The sequence below is a fragment of the Pseudomonas sp. SAR267 genome (genome assembly GCF_052077595.1).
In the GTDB taxonomy this organism is placed as follows: Bacteria; Pseudomonadota; Gammaproteobacteria; order Pseudomonadales; family Pseudomonadaceae; genus Aquipseudomonas; species Aquipseudomonas vlassakiae.
The window spans coordinates 2,721,221-2,739,449 of record NZ_JBQIHU010000001.1; the positions used below are offsets into that span (position 1 = coordinate 2,721,221).

Genomic DNA, 18,229 nt, shown 5'->3' on the forward strand with positions numbered 1-18,229 from the left:
AGAAGCTAGCCGTATTTTCTCATTTTACGATGTGTTTTACAGCGGCGGCAGCCGGCCGCAGCCAGGCGAAATCACCTTGGCGCACCATGGCGTGCTGTTTCTCGACGAACTGCCAGAGTTTGAAAGGCGCGTGCTGGAAGTACTGCGCGAACCGCTGGAATCGGGCGAGATCGTGATTGCCCGGGCGCGCGACAAGGTGCGTTTTCCGGCGCGCTTCCAGCTGGTGGCGGCGATGAACCCCTGCCCTTGCGGCTACCTGGGTGACCCGACTGGCCGCTGCCGCTGCAGCACCGAGCAGATTGCACGGTATCGCAACAAGCTGTCGGGGCCGTTGCTGGACCGCATCGACTTGCACCTGACCGTGGCCCGCGAGACCACCACGCTCAGCCACCAGCCAAGCGGGGAAACCAGTGCCGACGTGGCCGCCAAGGTAGCCCAGGCCCGCGAAGTGCAGCAGCGACGGCAAGGCTGTGCCAATGCGTTTCTGGACCTCGACGGGTTGCGCAGCCATTGTCAGCTGGCAGCGGCAGACCAGGCTTGGCTGGAAAGTGCCTGCGAGCGGCTAACGCTTTCTTTGCGCGCAGCGCACCGGCTGTTGAAGGTTGCACGTACATTGGCGGATCTGGAAGGTAGCCAGGCGATCCGCCGGGGGCATCTGGCCGAGGCGTTGCAGTACCGGCCGGGGAGCAGCTAGCGCTTTGGGGCTGCCTTGCCGCCACAAGGTCAGGACAATCTGTTTCGACCGATCAATCCAGACACCGAGTACAACCCAGGCCCGGTCAATGCCAGCCCGCCATACAGGGCCACCAGCAACCAGGCAAACTGCCCTTGCTCCAGTGACCACTCTGGATGCACCACCACCAGCGCCACCAGCAACACTGCCAGCACCGGCAGGCAGGCCAGCCGCGCCACCACGCCCAGCACCAGCAACACCGGGCAAACCACCTCGGCAAGCACCGCCAGGCCCAGGGTCAGCGGCGCACCCAGGCCAAATGGATCTTCGATGCGCTGCAATTCCCCGCTCCAGTCCAGTAGCTTGGGCAACCCGTGGATGGAAAACAGCAGCACAGCAGCCATCACCCGCATGAACAGCAGGCCGCTGGCAGTCGGGGCCGCCGATTGCGGCTCGAGGAAGGGCTTGAGGCGTGGCATGGCAAAGGTCTCGGGCTTCTATCAAGCCAGCGAGCATCGCCCGCCTGCTCGGCGATTGATTGTTCAGGTGTGCTCATTCACCTGCCAACGCCTCTTCGACCAGCTTGAGCAGCACCTCTTCGGAAAACGGCTTGCCCAGACAACCCCGTGCGCCATTGCGCAGCGCCGCCTGCAGCGCCCGCTCGTCCCAGTGCGCCGACATGCAGATGACTGGCAAAAGCCAACCCCGCCGCACCAGTTCCTGCTGCACGTCCAGCCCGTTCATCCCCTGCATTTTCAGGTCGAGCAGCACGCAGCCTGCCTCGCGCACCTGGTTCGAGGCCAGGAACACCTCCCCCGTCGCGAACGCCAGGCACTCGAACCCCACTGAGCGCAGCAGGTTACCCAGGCTTTTGCGCACCGAAGCATCATCATCAACGATGCACACCGCTCTGTTCATGCGCCGGGCCGGGCGTCGATGACGTTGTGCATGGCTACCAGCTCCAGTAGCGAGCGGGATTGCATCTTGTTCATGATGTTCTTCTTGTGCACCTTGGTGGTCACTTCACTGGTGCCGATTTCCCTGGCGATCTGCTTGTGCGACAAGCCGCCGACCACCAGCGAGAACACCTGGCGTTCGCGCTGGGTGAGGTGCTGGTACTTTTCCTCGACCTGTCGCGCATGCTGCCATTTGCGCCCCTCGATCACCGCGCGTGCGCGTACCGAATCAAGCAGCACCAGCAACTGGTCTTCGTCGAAGGGCTTGGTCAGGAACTCGACGGCCCCGGCGCGCATGGCCTGGACCGTCATGGGGATGGTGCCGAAGCCGGTCATGAACATGATTGGCCAGGGTAGCGCCAGCCGGCGCAACGTAGCCTGAACCTCAAGGCCGGTGGTTTCGGCCAGATGCATATCCAGCAGCAGGCAGGCGCAGGGGCTTTCCAGGCGAGCGTCGAACAACGCTTCGGCACTGGCGAACAACCGGTGTGGAATATCCCGCGAACCCAGCAGGCGACCGAGCGCCTTGCGCACAGAAGGGTCGTCATCCACAACCAGCACAGGCACATTGGCAACGTCGTAGCACGGTTCGCTGGTTTCGGCCTTGGCGCACAACGGTGACTGGCCCAGCGCCAGGCAAGGGACATCGAAGCTCACCTGGGCGGCCAGGCGGTATCCCCGCCGCGGCACGGTCTGAATCAGCCCGCGGTCACCGAAGGCCTTGCGCAACAGCGACACCTGCACCTGCAGGTTGTTGTCTTCGACCACCGTGCCGGCCCACACCTGGCTGAACAGCTCATCCTTGCCAACCACCCGGCCTTTGGCCTTGATCAGCGTGGCCAGCACCTCGAATGCCCGCCCGCCCAACAGGATCGGCTTGCCATCGAGAAAGGCTTCTCGTCGCTCGAGCGACACCTGGGCGTTGCCTATTCGGATCATGGTTTCCTCTCGCGGGCATGGGCGTCTGCGCAGCCTCGGGCAGCCTAGGCGAGCACACGCATTCAGACAATTATCCCGAGGGATAGGTGGCCTTTTCACTATACAAGCGCCCTCCAGCCGCCAGGTATTGATAACGGACAACAGCGTGCCCGTTCCTGCCAAGCCGCCCGCAGCGCCCATTGTTGAGCGGGCGGCTGCGTATACTCGTGCGCCAGGATGTCGCTAGCAGGGGGTGCTTTATGCTTGATGAACGCCTCGCCAACAGGCCTATCGATTTCGACCAGTCGATCGACGACGGCTGGCTGAATCGCTGCAACATCACGCAGCTGGGCCAGGACGGTGAGCTCAGCTATTTCCGCTTGCATGACCCCGTCTCTCGCCAGGCCTGGATTGCCGTGCGCGCCCCGCTCGAAGCTCCCGCAGCCTGCCAGCGCCTGGAGCGTGACTACCGCCTGCAGCTGGACCCGCAGTGGGCGGTCATCCCCTCAGCGTTCGTCCGCTGCGCCGAAGGCCCGTTGCTGGTGTACCCGACCGGCCGCTCCATCGCCGACCTGATCAGTGAAGGCCCGGTTGACCTGCCCCTGTTCTTCGATATCGCGGTAAATGCCGCCGACGCCCTGGCTCAGGCCCACGAGCGCAATGTGCTGCACGGTGCGTTGCAGCCCGAACATGTTTGCCTGCAGGCGAACCAGCGGGTGCGGCTGGGCTGTTTTCGTGCCGACACACCAGAGCTGATCAGCGAACAGGGCAACGCGCTCGGCAACTGGGCCTACCTGGCGCCGGAGCAGATCTGCCCCCACGGCAGCAGCAGCGACCGGCGCAGCGACATCTACGCCCTGGGTGCGATTCTCTACCAGCTGCTGCTGGGCGAGCTGCCGCTGGCCGGGCGGGATGCCCAGCACTGGCGCCAGCTGCACGCCGGCGTTCAGCCACGCTCGGCTTGTGAGGTCGACAGCCAGGTACCACTGCCACTGAGCCGGATCCTGGCCAAGGCCCTGGCAAAGGAGCCTGACGCCCGCTACCAGAGCGCCCGGGCTCTGGCCGTAGACCTGGCCCATTGCCAACGGCAGTGGACCGCAAGCAAAACCATCGCCCCCTTCGAGCCCGGCTGCGCCGACCCGGTTTCGCCCAGTCGCGAGCGCTTGTATGGCCGCACTGCCGAACAGAAGCTGATCGCCCTGATGCTCGATAATCAGCGTCGCGACAGCAAGCCCCAGGTGCTGTTCATCAACGGCGCTGCGGGTCTGGGCAAATCCAGCCTGGTCGAGGCCACACTCAAAGCGCATGCCGAAGGCTACTGGGCTGTCGGCAAGTGCAACAGTCCGGACCAGGCCGTGCCCTATGCCCCCTGGGTAGAGATCCTCGGCTCACTGACCACCCAGCTGTTGGCCAAGAACAGCCAGGACCTCGACACCCTGCGCCGCGAGATCCTGCAGCGCATCGAAGGCCACGGTCGGCTGCTCGGCAAACTGGCACCGGACCTGCAATTGATTCTGGGTCCACTGCCCGAGTTGCCAGAAAAGCCCACGCGCCTGGCACTGCACAAAGAACAGCGGGCGATCGTTGAGTTCCTGCAGGTATTCAGCTACCCAGGCCACCCGCTGGTGCTGTGTTTCGATGGCTTGCAAGGGGCTGACGATGGCACACGGCAGCTACTGGCACAGTTGCTTGCCCAGGCGCCGGACAACCTGCTGCTGATCGTCACCCGGCGCAACGATACGCCCACTGCTGGCGTGCCGCTGGCAGTTCCCGTAGCGCTGCGCTCCACGACACTGAACCTGCGCCCACTGGACGTCGGTGCAGTCACCGAACTGATCAGTGAGCGCTACCACGTCAGCCCAGACGAGGCGTTGCAGGTTGCCGGACTGGTGCACGACAAGACCGCCGGCAACCCGTTCTTTATCAACCAGATCCTCAAGGCCATGGTCGAGGACCGGTTGTTCACTTTCGACACCCAGGCCATGCGCTGGTCATGGTGCCTGCAGGCCGTGGCCCGGCAACGTTACGCCGAAAACGTCGCCGACCTGATGATCCACCGCCTGGCACGCCTGCCGGCCCCCCAGCGCGATGTGCTGCGGGTCGCCAGCGCGGCAGGCAGCCGCTGCAATGAGCGCCTGCTGCACCTGCTGCTTGTACCGCCGCCGGATAAACCGCTGAAAGCCTTGATTGACATGGGCTTCCTGCTGCCGGGCCAGAAAGGCCTGAGCTTTGCCCATGACCGGGTGATGGAGGCCGCCTATCAACTCACACCCACGTGTGATCGGGCTCAACTGCATGCACGCATAGCCCAAGCCATGCTCCAGGTTTGGCACAACGACTTGCAGGAGGTGGTTTTCGAGATCGCCAGTCAGCTGCAACGCGCCAGCCCCTGCGGGTTTGCAGCGGATGAGCGCGATGTGTTCCTGCAGCTTTTGCGTGAAGCGGCGCTGCGTTCGCGCGACAGCGGTGCGTGTGAACAATCGGCAGCTCATCTGCAGGTTTGCGAGCAGTTGCTGATCCACGGCGCAACGCCGCAAAGCCACGCCCCCCATGCCTTTGCTATCGCCTGCATGGCGGCGGAGTGTGACTTGCAACTGTCGCGCATGGCCGCTGCCCAGGGGCGACTCATCGAATGCCTTCAGCGCGCATGCTCGCCGCTGGACCGGGCGCGGGTATGCAAGCTGCAGGCACGCCTGCACACCTTGCGCGGCGACTACCAGGCCGCCATCACCACCGCCGTCGCCGGCCTCGAGCTTTTGGGCATCAGCCTGGCTCGCGGTGTCGCCCCACAGCAGGTGGAGGCCAGCCATGCGCAGGTAGAGGCCCTGATCGAACAGAAAGGGCGTCATTGCCTGGCCTCGCTACCGCGCACCGACTCGGAGGAAGTGGCCGTTGCCATCGGCCTGCTGGCCACCCTGTCGTCGTCGTTTTTCGTGCAGGACGATATCCGCTTCCTGCACCTGACCAAGCTCATGGAGCTGTCGTTGCTGCAGGGGGTCGCCCCGGGCAGCACCTACGGTCTGGCCTGGTACGGGGTGATGATCGCCGATCGCTTCGGCAACTACCACGACGGCCACGCCTGCTGCCTGGCAGCGCTGAAGCTGATCGAGCGACACGGTTTCGAAGCTGATCTCACCAGCGCCCTGCTGGCCTTGGACCGGGTCAGCGCCTGGACCTCACCCATGGAGTTCGCCCGCCGCACGGCGCTGGAGGCAATTGATTCGACCCGCTTTAGCGGCGACCTGGCGATGACCTGCCATGCCTGCAACCATCTGGTTTCCGACTCACTGTTCATGGGCCGCTACCTGCCACAGGTCGCCGAGGAAGTGGTACAGGGTCTGGCCACTGTGCGCAGTTTCGGCTACAGCGATATCGAACAGATCCTGCACGCCCAACAGGGGTTCGTCGCCAGCCTGAGCGGAATGCCCGGCACGGCCTCGCCCCTGCATGCCCAGTCACCCACCACGCTGTTCTTCCAGCACCTGTTCAACGGTATGTCAGCGTTCTACCTGGGTGATATCGCGCAAGCCATGCGCAGCCTGAGCGCAGCGGGCGACAGCGCCTGGGCGGCACCTGCGCACATCAACCTGGCAGACTATCACCTGTTCCGCGGCCTGGCCTTGGGCAGCCCGGAAGCCCCCGGCCGCCTTGCCGACAAGCTGGCCGTACTGCAATCCCTGCGCGAGCGCTTCAGCCGCTGGGCCTGTTTCAACCCTGTGACCTTTCGCAACAAGCTGCTGCTGATCGAAGGGGTGATCGCCAAGCTCGAAGGCGACGGCCTGACGGCCATCCGCTGCTTCGACCAGGCGCAAATCGCCGCGACCGCTGCCGGTTTCATCCACGAACAGGCGCTGGCCCATGAACAGCTGGCCGAGGTCTGCATCCCCAGCGGATTGATCTCCGGCGCCAACCTGCACCTGCGCATCGCCCGCGATTGCTTCCATATCTGGGGCGCGACCGGCAAGGTGCACCAGCTGGAGGCCCTTCACCCGTTCCTGCGCACCCAGCCCGTTCAGGAGACCCACCGCGCCACCCAGCAGGCCAAGCTGGACCTGGAGGCCGGCATCGAAGCGGCGCGGGCGTTGTCTGAAGAAGTGCTGCTCGAAGGCCTGATCGAAACGCTGATGAGTCACCTCACCCAGCATTCCGGCGCCGATCACGGTGCACTGCTGATCGTCAGTGGCGCTGAGTTCCAGATGGCCGCCCTCGCCTATATCGACGATGCCGGCTTGCACGTGAATATGGACAATTGCCAGAAGTTCATGACCCAGGCGCCACGGTCGATCATCAACGCCACCATGCGCACCAAGAAGCCGCTGGTACTCAACGACGCCCAGAGCGATTGCCCCGAGGCCTTCCGCCAGGAGCTGCACACGCGCAACGCCCGCTCGGTGTTGTGCCTGCCGCTGGTGATCCAGGGGGTCCTGATCGGCCTGGTGTACCTGGAGAACCGCCTGGTGCCTAACCTGTTCGGCAGCCAGCGCCTGGCCATGCTGGAGATCCTCGCCTCGCAGGCGGCGGTGTCGCTGCAGACTGCCAAGTTGTATACCCGCCTGGCCGAGGACAACCAGGTCCGTGCGCAAATGGAAGAAGAACTGCGCCGATCACGCGCCGAACTTGCGCGCAGCGCCCATCTGCAGGTGATGAACGAGCTTTCGGCGTCCATTGCCCACGAGATCAGCCAACCGCTGCTGGGGATAGCCTCCAACGCTGCTGCCAGCCTGCGTTGGCTCAAGCGCGCCGAACCCAACCTGGAAGAGGCGATGGCTGGCCTGGAAGATATCCGTAACGACAGCGAGCGCGCCGCCAACATCGTCCGCGCACTGCGCTCGCTGGCCAAGCAGGCACCGATGCAGCTCAAGGTGGTCAAGGTCGACGAGCTGATCCGCGAGGTGCTGCGCCTGACCTCGGCGGACGCTGCCAAGTACACGGTCGACGTGCAGACACAACTACAGGCTGGGGTGAGCGTGATGGCCGACCCGGTGCAGTTGCAGCAGTTGGTGTTCAACCTGATCACCAACGCGCTGGAGGCGCTGGCGGGCTATCGCAGTGATGGTGTGCTGCGGATTGCGTCTGTCGTTACCGGCGATGGGATCGAGATCTGCGTCGATGACAACGGGCCTGGCATTGCTGCAGAGGAGCGGGCACGGGTGTTTGACCCATTCCATACCACCAAGCAAGCAGGGCTGGGGATGGGGTTGGCGATCTGCAGTTCGGTGGTGCAGGCCCATGGCGGGCAGTTGCAGGCGTTGGTCTCAGAGTTCGGCGGGTGCCGGATCCGCTTCACGCTGCCTGTGAGTTCTTCTTGACCTGTACCTGCCCTTTCGCGGGCGTGCCCGCGAAAGGGCAGGTACAGGTTCAGCTCAACGCGAGCTCAACGCCGCATAGCTGTTCATCAGGTTGCGGTAGTTGGGGATCCGCTGCGACAACAGGTTGCCCAGCCCTTCGATGTCGTTGCGCCAGTCGCGGTGCAGCTCACAGGCCACCGAGAACCAGTTCATCATCTGTGCGCCTGCCTGGGTCATGCGCACCCACGCCGCCTGCTGCACGGTCTCGTTGAAGGAGCCCGAAGCATCGGTCACCACGAACACTTCAAAGCCCTCGGCCAGCGCCGACAACGTCGGGAACGCCACGCATACATCGGTCACCACACCCGCGATGATCAGCTGCTTGCGGCCAGTGGCCTTGATCGCCTTGACGAAGTCTTGGTTGTCCCAGGCATTGATCTGGCCTGGGCGAGCGATGTACGGCGCGTCCGGGAACATCTCTTTCAACTCCGGCACCAACGGGCCATTGGGGCCTTGCTCGAAGCTAGTGGTGAGAATGGTCGGCAGACCGAAGAACTTGGCCAGGTCGCCAAGGGCCAGCACGTTGTTCTTGAACTCGTTGGGCGAAAAGTCCTGCACCAGCGAAATCAGGCCAGTCTGGTGGTCGACCAGCAGGACCACGGCATCGTCCTTGTTCAGGCGCTTGTAATCAGGTTGGCTCATGGGGTGACTCCTTGGGTTGGGAAAACGGAGCGGGACTTACCGGGTGGCTTGTCCCAAGGGCTTATACCGGCGGATAGCGCCGGCTTAAGAAAATGCCTGTGCCAGGCGCCAGGCCTTGGGCGGTTGGCCGACCAGGCGGCTGAAGGCACGGGTGAAGTGGGCCTGGTCGCAGAAGCCGCACTCCAGGCTCACGTGGGTGATCGGCGCCTCGGTGACAAGCAGGCGCTTGGCCTTTTCCATGCGCGCCAACAGGCGCCAGGCCTGGGGCGAGAGGCCGGTATTGACCTTGAAGGCACGGGAAAAATGGCTGCGGGTGAGGTTGCATACAGCGGCGATTTCGATGATCGACAGCGAGCTGTGCAACATCAATTCCTTGGCCTGACGCAGCCGCGCGGGTGTCAGCGCGCCGGGAGTGTGCAGAAGCGCTTGGGGCGTCCCAGGGTGCATGGCGACTCTCCTGTTCAATGAAGAAAGTCTCGCCGCCGGGGCATGACAAAGTCCTGAGGCAAACCTGAATTGTTGTTAATTGTGCGCTGCTGGCCCTGGCCTTTTGGCCGATACCTTAAGATGCGTTTCTTACTCAGCTTCATGCCGCCACAAGCGGTCAGCATTCAAGGCGAAAGAGGTATGCAGGAAAACCACACCCAACGCACCGTGGCCATGGTGCTGTTCGATGATGTGCTGATGCTGGATGTGACCGGGCCGATGGATGCCTTTGCCATTGCCAACCGGTTCCTGCCTGAAGACCAGCATTATCGGTTGGTGACCGTGGCCGAAGGCCAGGGGACCATCCGCGGTTCTTGCGGCCTGAAGGTAATGGCCGACCTGCGCCTGGAGCAATTGCCAGCCCGCATCGACCTGCTGCTGGTACCGGGTGGGCCGGGGGCCTACCACGTCGCGCTGCCGGCGATCGAGCGTTGGCTGCCTGCCGCCGTTAACAGGGCACGGCGCTTCGGCGCGATCTGCACCGGGGCGTTCGTGCTCGGGCGTTCCGGGTTGCTCGACGGCTATCGCTGCACTACCCACTGGAACTACGTGGAGCGCCTGGCCCAGGCGTTTCCCGAGGCCAAGGTCGAGTCTGACCAGATCTACGTGATCGACCGCTGCCTGATCACTTCGGGAGGGATCACTGCAGGGATCGACCTGGCGCTGGCGGTGGTGGCCGAGGACCACGGCAAGGCGCTGGCCCTGGAGGTCGCCAAGGTGCTGCTGGTTGCCCGCCATCGCCAGGGCGGGCAGACGCCTTACGGGCCGCTGCTGGCCGCCGTACCGCGGGATGATTCGCCGATTGCCCGGGTGCAGGCCTATATCGTCGACCACATCGACCAGGCGTTCACCGTGCAGAAGATGGCCGACCTGGTGGCCATGAGCGGGCGCAACTTTGCCCGGACCTTTCAACGCGAGATCGGGATCACGCCGCTGCAGTACCTGCAGAATGCGCGGATCGACCAGGCGCGCAAGCTGCTCGAATGCGGCGATCTGCCGTTGAAGGTGGTGGCGACCCGATGCGGGTTTGGCAGTGACCGGCATATGCGCAAGGTGTTCTGCGAGCGGATCGGCATGACCCCGGCGCAGTATCGGGCGCAGTTTGGCTGCTTGTAGGAGCAGCTACTGTCTCTTTTTCAGGGACAATGTTTCTCCGTCAAGGCTTATTGTCTTGCCTTTCCCCAGCCTCCAGAATTGTCCGTCAAACTGTTCAAACGCTGCCCCGGCAGCTCATGGAGTACGAGCCAATGCCACACGAAGGCAGCCTTCTACAAACCGCGGTGATCTTCCTGCTCGCCGCAGTCGTCGCCGTCCCACTGGCCAAGCGCCTGCAACTGGGGGCCGTGATCGGTTACCTGCTCGCTGGCGTGGCCATCGGGCCTCAGGCCCTGGGCCTGATCCGCGATACCGAAAGCGTCGCGCACATTTCCGAACTGGGCGTGGTCCTGCTGCTTTTCATCATCGGCCTTGAGCTGTCGCCCAAGCGCCTGTGGCTGATGCGCAAGTCGGTATTCGGCGTCGGCACCGCACAGGTGCTGCTGACCGGCGCGGTGATCGGCGCCATTGCCCTGTTCGGTTTCGGCCAGTCGCTGCCGGCGGCGGTCGTGCTCGGCCTGGGCCTGGCGCTGTCGTCCACCGCACTCGGCTTGCAAAGCCTGGCCGAAACCAAGCAGCTCAATGCGCCCCATGGCCGCCTGGCGTTCGCCATACTGCTGTTCCAGGACATCGCCGCGATCCCGCTGATCGCACTGGTCCCGTTGCTGGCGGCCAGCGGCCCGGACACCAGCCACGGCGACAGCCTGCAACATGGCCTGAAGGTCTTCGCCAGTATCGCAGTGGTCATCATCGGCGGCCGCTACTTGCTGCGCCCGGTGTTCCGCACCGTGGCCCGCACCGGCCTGCCGGAAGTGTCCACCGCCACCGCGCTGCTGGTGGTGATCGGCACCGCCTGGCTGATGGAGGAAGCCGGCATTTCCATGGCCCTGGGCGCCTTTCTCGCCGGCCTGCTGCTGGCCGACTCGGAGTACCGCCACGAGCTGGAATCGCAGATAGAGCCGTTCAAGGGCCTGCTGCTGGGGCTGTTCTTCATCAGCGTCGGCATGGGCGCCAATCTGAGTCTGCTGCTGGAAATGCCGCTGGTGCTGCTGGGCCTGACTCTGCTGCTGGTGGCGGTGAAGTTGGTGCTGCTAATCGCCGTCGGCCGCCTGGCCGGTGGCTTGAACAGCGCCAGCGCGCTGCGCCTGGGCATGGTGCTGGCTGCCGGTGGCGAATTCGCTTTCGTGGTGTTCAAGCTGGGCAAGGACCAGGGCCTGTTCGATACCCAGACCTACGACCTGCTGCTGATGACCATCACCCTGTCGATGGCCATCACCCCACTGCTGATGCTCGGCTGCGCCCGCGCCCTCAAGCGCCCGCAACCGGCGCGTGAAGTGCCCGAGCAGTACAAGGCCATCGACGCTGGCACACCGCGGGTGGTGATCGTCGGCATGGGCCGCATGGGCCAGATCGTCGCGCGCATCCTGCGGGCGCAGAAGATCCCGTTCATTGCCCTGGAAACCTCGGTGGACGCTATCGAGATGACGCGCATGTTCGAGCAAGTGCCGGTGTTCTACGGCGACCCCCTTCGCCCCGAGGTGCTGCATGCGGCCAAGGTCGGTGAGGCGGAGTACTTCATCATCACCATCGATGACCCTGAGGCCGCCATCCACACCGCTGAACGGGTGAAGCGCCAGTACCCACACCTGAAAGTGCTGGCCCGGGCGCGTAACCGCCAGCATGTGCACAAGCTGGCGGATGTGGGCGCAGAACCGATCCGCGAGACCTTCTATTCCAGCCTGGAGATGACCCGTCGGGCGCTGGTCGGGCTGGGCTTGAGCGACGAGCAGGCGGCGGACCGGATCGAGCGGTTTGCCCAGCATGACGAGGAAGTGCTGGAGGCCCAGGGTCTCGTGCGCGATGACCGGGCCAAGGTGATGCAGACGGCCAAGGAGGCGCGAGTGGAGTTGGCGCGGTTGTTTGATTCGGATGCGGATTGAGGGTTGGCGCTGTGATATGAGAAGAGGGCTTAGTCCCTCTTTTTCTGTGTTTGGATTCAGGAGGTAGGACAGGTGCCTGCCTCTGAACAGTGTCAGGGCTGACAGGTGCATGCCTGGATGGTTATGGCGCCTATGAGATCGAGCGCCGCCCGCGCGGCGCATCGCGGGCAAGCCCGCTCCCACATCTGTTTCGGGCCAATATCTCCTGTGAAGCCAACAGGGACCGCCTTGTTGGCATGGCGATACATCTCGGCGGGCGCTTATTCAGCTCCACCTGTCTCCAGTCATGCACCAAGGCAGACACAACTTCTTATCATCGGTCTCCAGTCATGCACCAAGGCGGCCCCTGTTGGCGGCACAGGAGTAACTGGCCTGAAACAGATGTGGGAGTCCCTCTTTTTCTGTGTTTGGATTCAGGAGGTAGGACAGGTGCCTGCCTCTGAACAGTGTCAGGGCTGACAGGTGCATGCCTGGATGGTTATGGCGCCTATGAGATCGAGCGCCGCCCGCGCGGCGCATCGCGGGCAAGCCCGCTCCCACATCTGTTTCGGGCCAATATCTCCTGTGAAGCCAACAGGGACCGCCTTGTTGGCATGGCGATACATCTCGGCGGGCGCTTATTCAGCTCCACCTGTCTCCAGTCATGCACCAAGGCAGACACAACTTCTTATCATCGGTCTCCAGTCATGCACCAAGGCGGCCCCTGTTGGCGGCACAGGAGTAACTGGCCTGAAACAGATGTGGGAGCGGGCTTGCCCGCGATGCGCCGCGCGGGCGGCGCTCGATCTCAAAGGCGCTGAAGAACTAATGGCATGCACCTGTCAGCCCTGACACGACCTCAAGACGGGTCCATCGCAGCCATCACACAGCCAAACGAAAAAGGCCGACCCCGCAGTCGGGGTCGGCCTCTTGAAACAGAAATTCTCTCTACTACTTACCAGCAGTCAACGCGGTATAGCTGGTCATGAGATTGCGGTAATCCGGAATGTGGTTGGAGCACAGCGCCGCCAGCCCTTCAATGTCGTTGCGCCAGTCGCGGTGCAGCTCACAAGCCACGCCGAACCAGGTCATCAGCTGGGCACCGGCCCGGCTCATACGGTCGTGGGCGGCGTCGCGGGTCATTTCGTTGAAGGTGCCGGAAGCATCAGTCACCACGAACACGTCGAACTCTTCTTCCAGAGCAGCCAGCGCCGGGAACGCTACGCACACTTCAGTCACCACACCGGCAATGATCAGCTGCTTCTTGCCGGTGGCCTTCACCGCCTTGACGAAGTCTTCGTTGTCCCAGGCGTTGATCTGGCCTGGGCGGGCGATGTAGGGGGCATCCGGGAACAGTGCTTTCAGTTCCGGCACCAGCGGTCCATTGGGGCCTTGCTCGAAGCTGGTGGTGAGGATGGTCGGCAGGTTGAAGAACTTGGCCAGGTCAGCCAGGGCCAGCACGTTGTTCTTGAATTTGTCCGGCTCGATATCGCGGACCAGGGACAGCAGGCCCGCCTGATGATCGACCAGCAGTACGGCGGCCTCGTCTTTGTTCAGGCGGTTGTAGGTGAATTTGCTCATGGTCTGTGCTCCTAAGGTTTATGAATTTTTCAGCAATCTGAGGTGTTTCGCGTTGATGGACACAGATTAAAATCATCACCTTTACAGCGGTAGACTGCGAAAATTGCCCTTAGCGTTCCATCTGGAGAACGATGATTGGAAGACCTCAATTCCCTCTACTACTTCACCCAAGTCGTGGAGCACGGTGGCTTCGCCCCGGCCGGGCGGGCGCTGGACATGCCCAAGTCGAAGCTCAGCCGGCGCATCGCCGACCTCGAAGACCGCCTCGGCGTGCGCCTGCTGCACCGCACCAGCCGCCATTGCTCGCTGACCGAGATCGGCCAGGCCTACTACAACCGCTGCCTGGCAATGCGCGTGGAAGCCGAAGGTGCAGCAGAGATCATCGAGCGCAACCGCAGCGAACCACGCGGGCTGGTGCGCATCAGTTGCCCGACCACCCTGCTCAACTCCTGGGTCGGGCCGATGCTGACCCGCTACATGCTCAAGTACCCGCAGGTCGAGCTGTTCATCGAGAGCACCAACCGCCGCGTCGACCTGCTGCACGAGGGCTTTGACATTGCCCTGCGGGTGCGCTTCCCGCCGCTGGAGAACACCGACATGGTGATGAAGGTGCTGAGCAACAGTACCCAGTGCCTGGTCGGCCAGCCGCAGTACCTGGAGCAGTTGCCCAAGGACTTCGACCCGCAGCTGCTCAGTACCCTGCCGAGCCTGCATTGGGGCAGCGCCCAGCGGGAGTATCAGTGGGAGCTGTTCCAGGGTGAAGACAGCAGCCGCAGCATCGTCATCCCGCATACCCCGCGCATGGTGACCGATGACCTGTTCGCCCTGCGCCACTTCGTAGTGGCCGGGGTGGGCATTGCGCACTTGCCGCGAGTCGCGGTGCGCGAGGACCTGGCGGCAGGAAGACTGGTGGAACTGATCCCGGACTGGCACCCACGCTGCGGCATCGTGCATGCGATCTTCCCGTCGCGGCGTGGGTTGCTGCCATCGGTGCGGGCGCTGATCGATCACCTGGCCGAGGAGTTTGCGATCAGCGACATGGCCTGACGTTCCTTTAGCAGTACGTCGACCAGCAGCGCCAGCACCACCGCCCCGGCTGCCACACCAAACAGCGCGCCATAATGGCCATCCGTGGCGGCGAACAGCGCCGAATAACCGTAACCGGCAATGGCCTGGAAACTGGCGAACGAAACTGTCGCCCGGCTCCAGGTCGCGCTCTGCCGGGCGTGGCCTTCGACCAGCTGATGCACTCGCGCCAGCGCCAGCGGCACGATGCCCGGCGGGAACGAGCCGATCAGCAGCGCCGCAGCCCCCAACACACGCAGATCGTGACTACCCAGCAAGGCACCGAGCGCGGCCAGCTGCGCCAGCAGCACCAGACGAATGCCGGCGCGTGCCCCCAGGTGGTCGGCCAATAATCCATACAACACCGGACCGACAATCGCGCCCAGGCCATAGAGCCCCCACATGGCAGCGCCCGCATGAGAGCCTGCGCCCAGGCCCCGGCTCACGTAATCGACCAGGAACATCATCGGCGCCACCAACGCCGTGGCCATCAGGGCGTACTGCCCGAACAGTACGAGAATCGCAGGTGAAACTACCGATTGTGGTGCAGGTGCCGCTGGCTGAGGCCCATGCTCGGCGGGCCAGCCGGCCCAGCTGCTGAAGGTCAGCATTAGCGCCAACGCGGCCAGGCCCAGCCAGGTCTGTTGCAGACCTTTCTCCAGCAGCCAAGGCACCAGGCTTGCCGAAGCTGCAACGCCCAGGCCCAGGCCCAGGAAGATGGCGCCGCTGGCCAGGCCCCGCCGCGTGGCGCTGACATGGGGCAAAATGACGCTTGCCACCAGCACCATGATCACCCCGCCGGCCACGCCCGACAGCATACGCCAGGCAAAGAACCAGCCCACTGACAACGGCCAGGCACAGGCGAGGAATGTCAGGCTTACCAGCACCATCATGCCGCGCAGCACCGTTGCGCCCGACCAACGCTTGGCCAGCGGCCGGCCAATCAGCGCGCCGACCAGATAGCCGGCCAGATTGGCTGCACCGAGATAGACCACTGCGGCATTGGCAAACCAGTGTGCATTGATCAGCGCCGGGATCAGTGGCGTATAAGCAAATCGTGCCAGGCCGATCCCAACCAGGCTGGCGCACAGCCCGGCCCAGATCGGCAACCAGGGCGCACGTTGAATCGAAGCGTTCATGATCTTCCCTTGCGCCCTGCTCGGCGCTTGCTGATGGTGATGGGAAAAGCATAAATTCGCCGAACGAAGAAATAACGCAGCGAGTTTTCATCTCTGCGCTGCATTTTTGCATCACCTGGAAAGGCTTCGATGAACTGGGACGACACCCGCGTGTTTCTGGCGTTGTGCCGCGAGCAAACCTTGCGTGGAGCCGCTCGCAGCCTGGGCGTAGACCAGGCTACCGTCGGCCGCCGACTCGCTTCGCTGGAAGGCGCGCTGGATGCCACGCTGTTCCTGCGCACCTCCAGCGGTTATTCGCTGACCAGCGCCGGCGAGGTCGCAATGCGAGCTGCGCTGGAGATGGAGGCCGCCGCCGCCGGCCTGCAGCGGCAGATACTTGGCCTGGATGAACGCCTCAGCGGCGTGGTGCGCATCACCAGTACGGATGCTTTTGCATCGGAATTCATCATCCCGGCGGCGGCGCAGTTGCGCTTGGAACACCCTGGGATCGAGGTGCAACTGCACGCATCCACGCAGATGCTCAACCTCAGCCAGCGCGAGGCGGATATCGCCGTGCGCACACTCAAGCCGGACAACCCCGAGCTGGTCGTGCGACGCTTGGCACGCTGGCGCACCGGATTATTCGCTTCGCATGAGTATCTGCAGCGGCGTGGCGAGCCTACACCGGGCAGTGCGTTCGCCGGGCACGAACTGGTGGTGTATCAGCCGTATCTGGACAGTGGCAAGGAGGTGACACTGGCCGGTGAGCCGATTGACCAAGGGCGCATCGCCATGACCTGTACCTCAGGACTGATGGTGTGCCACGCGCTGACCTGCGGAACAGGCCTGGGTGAACTCCCCGTGCCGATGGGGCAACGGGCGGGCTTGCAGCAGGTCTGGACTCACGGCAGGCCTTACGACATCTGGCTGGTGACCCATCAGGATGTGCGTCATACGGCAAGGGTGCGGGTGGTGATCGAGGCGATTGCGCAGGCCTTCCGCCAATAGCTCGCTTCGCATAGGGGCTGCAACAGGTAGCCCCAACGCCAGCACACGCGTGCAAGACCCTTGGCCTGCTATTGCGCCACAGTCCCGGATCATCCCCCTCGGAGCCCCCATGATCCGCGCCAACCCCGGGCCAGGCCGCGCCCTGTTCGTCACCCTCGCCCTCTGCCCCGCCATTGCCCAGGCAGATGAACCCGGCTGGTCGCTGCTCAGCCGCAACTACTTCCTGCACAGCGACTTTCGCTCGCCCTCCGCCAGCGGCCAGAACTACCGCGAGGAATGGGCCCAGGGTTTCATCGGCGAGGTTCGCTCAGGTTTCACCGAGGGCACGCTCGGCGTCGGCCTCGATGCCCACGGTTTCCTCGGCCTCAAGCTCGACGGCGGCCGCGGCCACGCCGGCACCGGCCTGCTGCCCCGGGACAGCGATGGTCGCGCCGAGTCCGACTACGCCAGTGCTGGCGCCGCGCTCAAGCTACGCCTGGGCAACACCCGGCTGCACTACGGCGAGATGATGGTGGAGACGCCTGTGTTCGACACAGGCGACAAACGTCTGCACCCTGAATACGCTACCGGCTGGTTGCTGGAGAACACAGATCTGCCCGGTTGGCGTTTGCAGGCAGGTCGTTTCACTGCCTTCAACAACCAGGACAATAGCGCGACGCATGATGATTTCACTGGCTATGGCGCGACGACGGATAATCGGGCCATCAGCCTGGCCGGTGCCGCCTTCGCGCCGCACGGCCCGTTCGGTGGCGCGTTGTACGCCGGCGAGCTGGAAGACACCTGGCGCCAGGCCTACCTCAACCTGAACCTGGCCGAAGGCAATTGGCGCCTGGACGGCAACATCTATAAGACCCGCGATACCGGTAACGCCAGCGCAGGAGCAATCGACACCCTCGCGTACAGTGTGCTGGCTAAATACAGCTTCGGCGCTCAGGCGCTGGGCGTGGCTTACCAGAAGGTCGAGGGAAAGACCCCGTTCGACTTCGTCGGCGGCGATTCCATCTACCTGGCCAACTCGATCAAGTATGCCGACTTCAATGGCCCCGGCGAACGCTCGTGGCAACTGCGCTACGACCTCAATTTCGCCACCCTCGGCATGCCCGGCCTGAGCCTGATGGGCCGCTACGTCAGTGGCCGTGGCATCGATGGCAGCCATGCACCTGCAGGTGGCGCCTACGTGGACCAGTACGGCCAGGGCGGCAAGCACTGGGAACGCGACATCGACCTGAAATACGTGGTGCAGTCGGGCGCAGCCAAAGACCTCAGCCTGTCGTTTTCACACGTCAGCCACAGAGCCAACCAGGCCCAGGCCGGCGATGACATCGACCGTATCTACCTGATCATCGAGTATCCGCTCAAAGGCAGTTTCTGACCTTGACGGTCAGCAGACGGCGCTGATTGCTGAGGCTGGGCAGATGCA

14 protein-coding genes are annotated in these 18,229 nt (G+C 63.7%); 7 read left to right on the forward strand and 7 right to left on the reverse strand.

What is annotated here, in order from left to right:
* Nucleotides 1–13 precede the first annotated feature (13 nt).
* Nucleotides 14–694, forward strand: a complete 681-nt coding sequence (locus ACTORR_RS13095) for an ATP-binding protein (RefSeq protein ID WP_441344121.1) — start codon at nucleotides 14–16, stop codon at nucleotides 692–694.
* A 29-nt stretch (nucleotides 695–723) separates the two neighbouring features.
* Here the strand turns inward: ACTORR_RS13095 and ACTORR_RS13100 are convergent, their stop codons facing one another.
* The 3 genes from ACTORR_RS13100 to ACTORR_RS13110 all read right to left on the reverse strand — a co-directional run bounded on the left by ACTORR_RS13100 (nucleotide 724) and on the right by ACTORR_RS13110 (nucleotide 2,568).
* Nucleotides 724–1,152: a DoxX family protein gene (locus ACTORR_RS13100; RefSeq protein WP_313364720.1), complete on the reverse strand. Its 429-nt coding sequence runs from the start codon at nucleotides 1,150–1,152 to the stop codon at nucleotides 724–726.
* Nucleotides 1,153–1,225: 73 nt separating this feature from the next.
* Nucleotides 1,226–1,591, reverse strand: coding sequence for a response regulator transcription factor (locus ACTORR_RS13105; protein WP_313364719.1), 366 nt, complete (start codon nucleotides 1,589–1,591; stop codon nucleotides 1,226–1,228).
* Nucleotides 1,588–2,568, reverse strand: a complete 981-nt coding sequence (locus tag ACTORR_RS13110; protein WP_262109926.1) for a response regulator — start codon at nucleotides 2,566–2,568, stop codon at nucleotides 1,588–1,590. The genes ACTORR_RS13105 and ACTORR_RS13110 overlap by 4 nt, the downstream gene beginning before the upstream one ends.
* A gap of 239 nt (nucleotides 2,569–2,807) precedes the next feature.
* Between ACTORR_RS13110 and ACTORR_RS13115 the strand changes: the two genes are divergently transcribed.
* Nucleotides 2,808–7,856, forward strand: a complete 5,049-nt coding sequence (locus tag ACTORR_RS13115; protein WP_441343672.1) for a trifunctional serine/threonine-protein kinase/ATP-binding protein/sensor histidine kinase — start codon at nucleotides 2,808–2,810, stop codon at nucleotides 7,854–7,856.
* A gap of 54 nt (nucleotides 7,857–7,910) precedes the next feature.
* Here the strand turns inward: ACTORR_RS13115 and ycaC (ACTORR_RS13120) are convergent, their stop codons facing one another.
* Nucleotides 7,911–8,537 (reverse strand): isochorismate family cysteine hydrolase YcaC, encoded by a 627-nt coding sequence (gene ycaC, locus ACTORR_RS13120; RefSeq protein WP_313364717.1) that lies wholly within the window; start codon nucleotides 8,535–8,537, stop codon nucleotides 7,911–7,913.
* Between the two features lie 84 nt (nucleotides 8,538–8,621).
* Nucleotides 8,622–8,984: a helix-turn-helix domain-containing protein gene (locus tag ACTORR_RS13125; protein ID WP_054886475.1), complete on the reverse strand. Its 363-nt coding sequence runs from the start codon at nucleotides 8,982–8,984 to the stop codon at nucleotides 8,622–8,624.
* A 180-nt stretch (nucleotides 8,985–9,164) separates the two neighbouring features.
* Between ACTORR_RS13125 and ACTORR_RS13130 the strand changes: the two genes are divergently transcribed.
* Together ACTORR_RS13130 and ACTORR_RS13135 are read left to right on the forward strand one after the other, a co-directional pair.
* Entirely contained in the window at nucleotides 9,165–10,139 is a 975-nt protein-coding gene (locus ACTORR_RS13130) for a GlxA family transcriptional regulator (RefSeq protein WP_313364716.1), read from the forward strand.
* Between the two features lie 131 nt (nucleotides 10,140–10,270).
* Nucleotides 10,271–12,058: a monovalent cation:proton antiporter-2 (CPA2) family protein gene (locus ACTORR_RS13135; RefSeq protein ID WP_054886477.1), complete on the forward strand. Its 1,788-nt coding sequence runs from the start codon at nucleotides 10,271–10,273 to the stop codon at nucleotides 12,056–12,058.
* Nucleotides 12,059–12,988: 930 nt separating this feature from the next.
* On the opposite strand, the gene ycaC (ACTORR_RS13140) is transcribed toward ACTORR_RS13135, so the two are convergent.
* Nucleotides 12,989–13,618 (reverse strand): isochorismate family cysteine hydrolase YcaC, encoded by a 630-nt coding sequence (gene ycaC, locus ACTORR_RS13140; RefSeq protein ID WP_313365654.1) that lies wholly within the window; start codon nucleotides 13,616–13,618, stop codon nucleotides 12,989–12,991.
* A 135-nt stretch (nucleotides 13,619–13,753) separates the two neighbouring features.
* Between ycaC (ACTORR_RS13140) and ACTORR_RS13145 the strand changes: the two genes are divergently transcribed.
* Nucleotides 13,754–14,665: a LysR substrate-binding domain-containing protein gene (locus ACTORR_RS13145; RefSeq protein WP_054887115.1), complete on the forward strand. Its 912-nt coding sequence runs from the start codon at nucleotides 13,754–13,756 to the stop codon at nucleotides 14,663–14,665.
* Here ACTORR_RS13145 and ACTORR_RS13150 read toward each other — a convergent pair.
* The gene (locus ACTORR_RS13150; protein WP_054887116.1) at nucleotides 14,626–15,822 is read right to left on the reverse strand and encodes a YbfB/YjiJ family MFS transporter; all 1,197 of its coding nucleotides are present in this window, start codon (nucleotides 15,820–15,822) and stop codon (nucleotides 14,626–14,628) included. The two genes, ACTORR_RS13145 and ACTORR_RS13150, sit on opposite strands and share 40 nt — an antisense overlap.
* A gap of 129 nt (nucleotides 15,823–15,951) precedes the next feature.
* Between ACTORR_RS13150 and ACTORR_RS13155 the strand changes: the two genes are divergently transcribed.
* Both ACTORR_RS13155 and ACTORR_RS13160 read left to right on the forward strand, forming a co-directional pair.
* Nucleotides 15,952–16,809, forward strand: a complete 858-nt coding sequence (locus ACTORR_RS13155; RefSeq protein WP_054887117.1) for a LysR family transcriptional regulator — start codon at nucleotides 15,952–15,954, stop codon at nucleotides 16,807–16,809.
* Between the two features lie 109 nt (nucleotides 16,810–16,918).
* Entirely contained in the window at nucleotides 16,919–18,181 is a 1,263-nt protein-coding gene (locus tag ACTORR_RS13160) for an OprD family porin (protein WP_313365653.1), read from the forward strand.
* Nucleotides 18,182–18,229 lie beyond the last annotated feature (48 nt).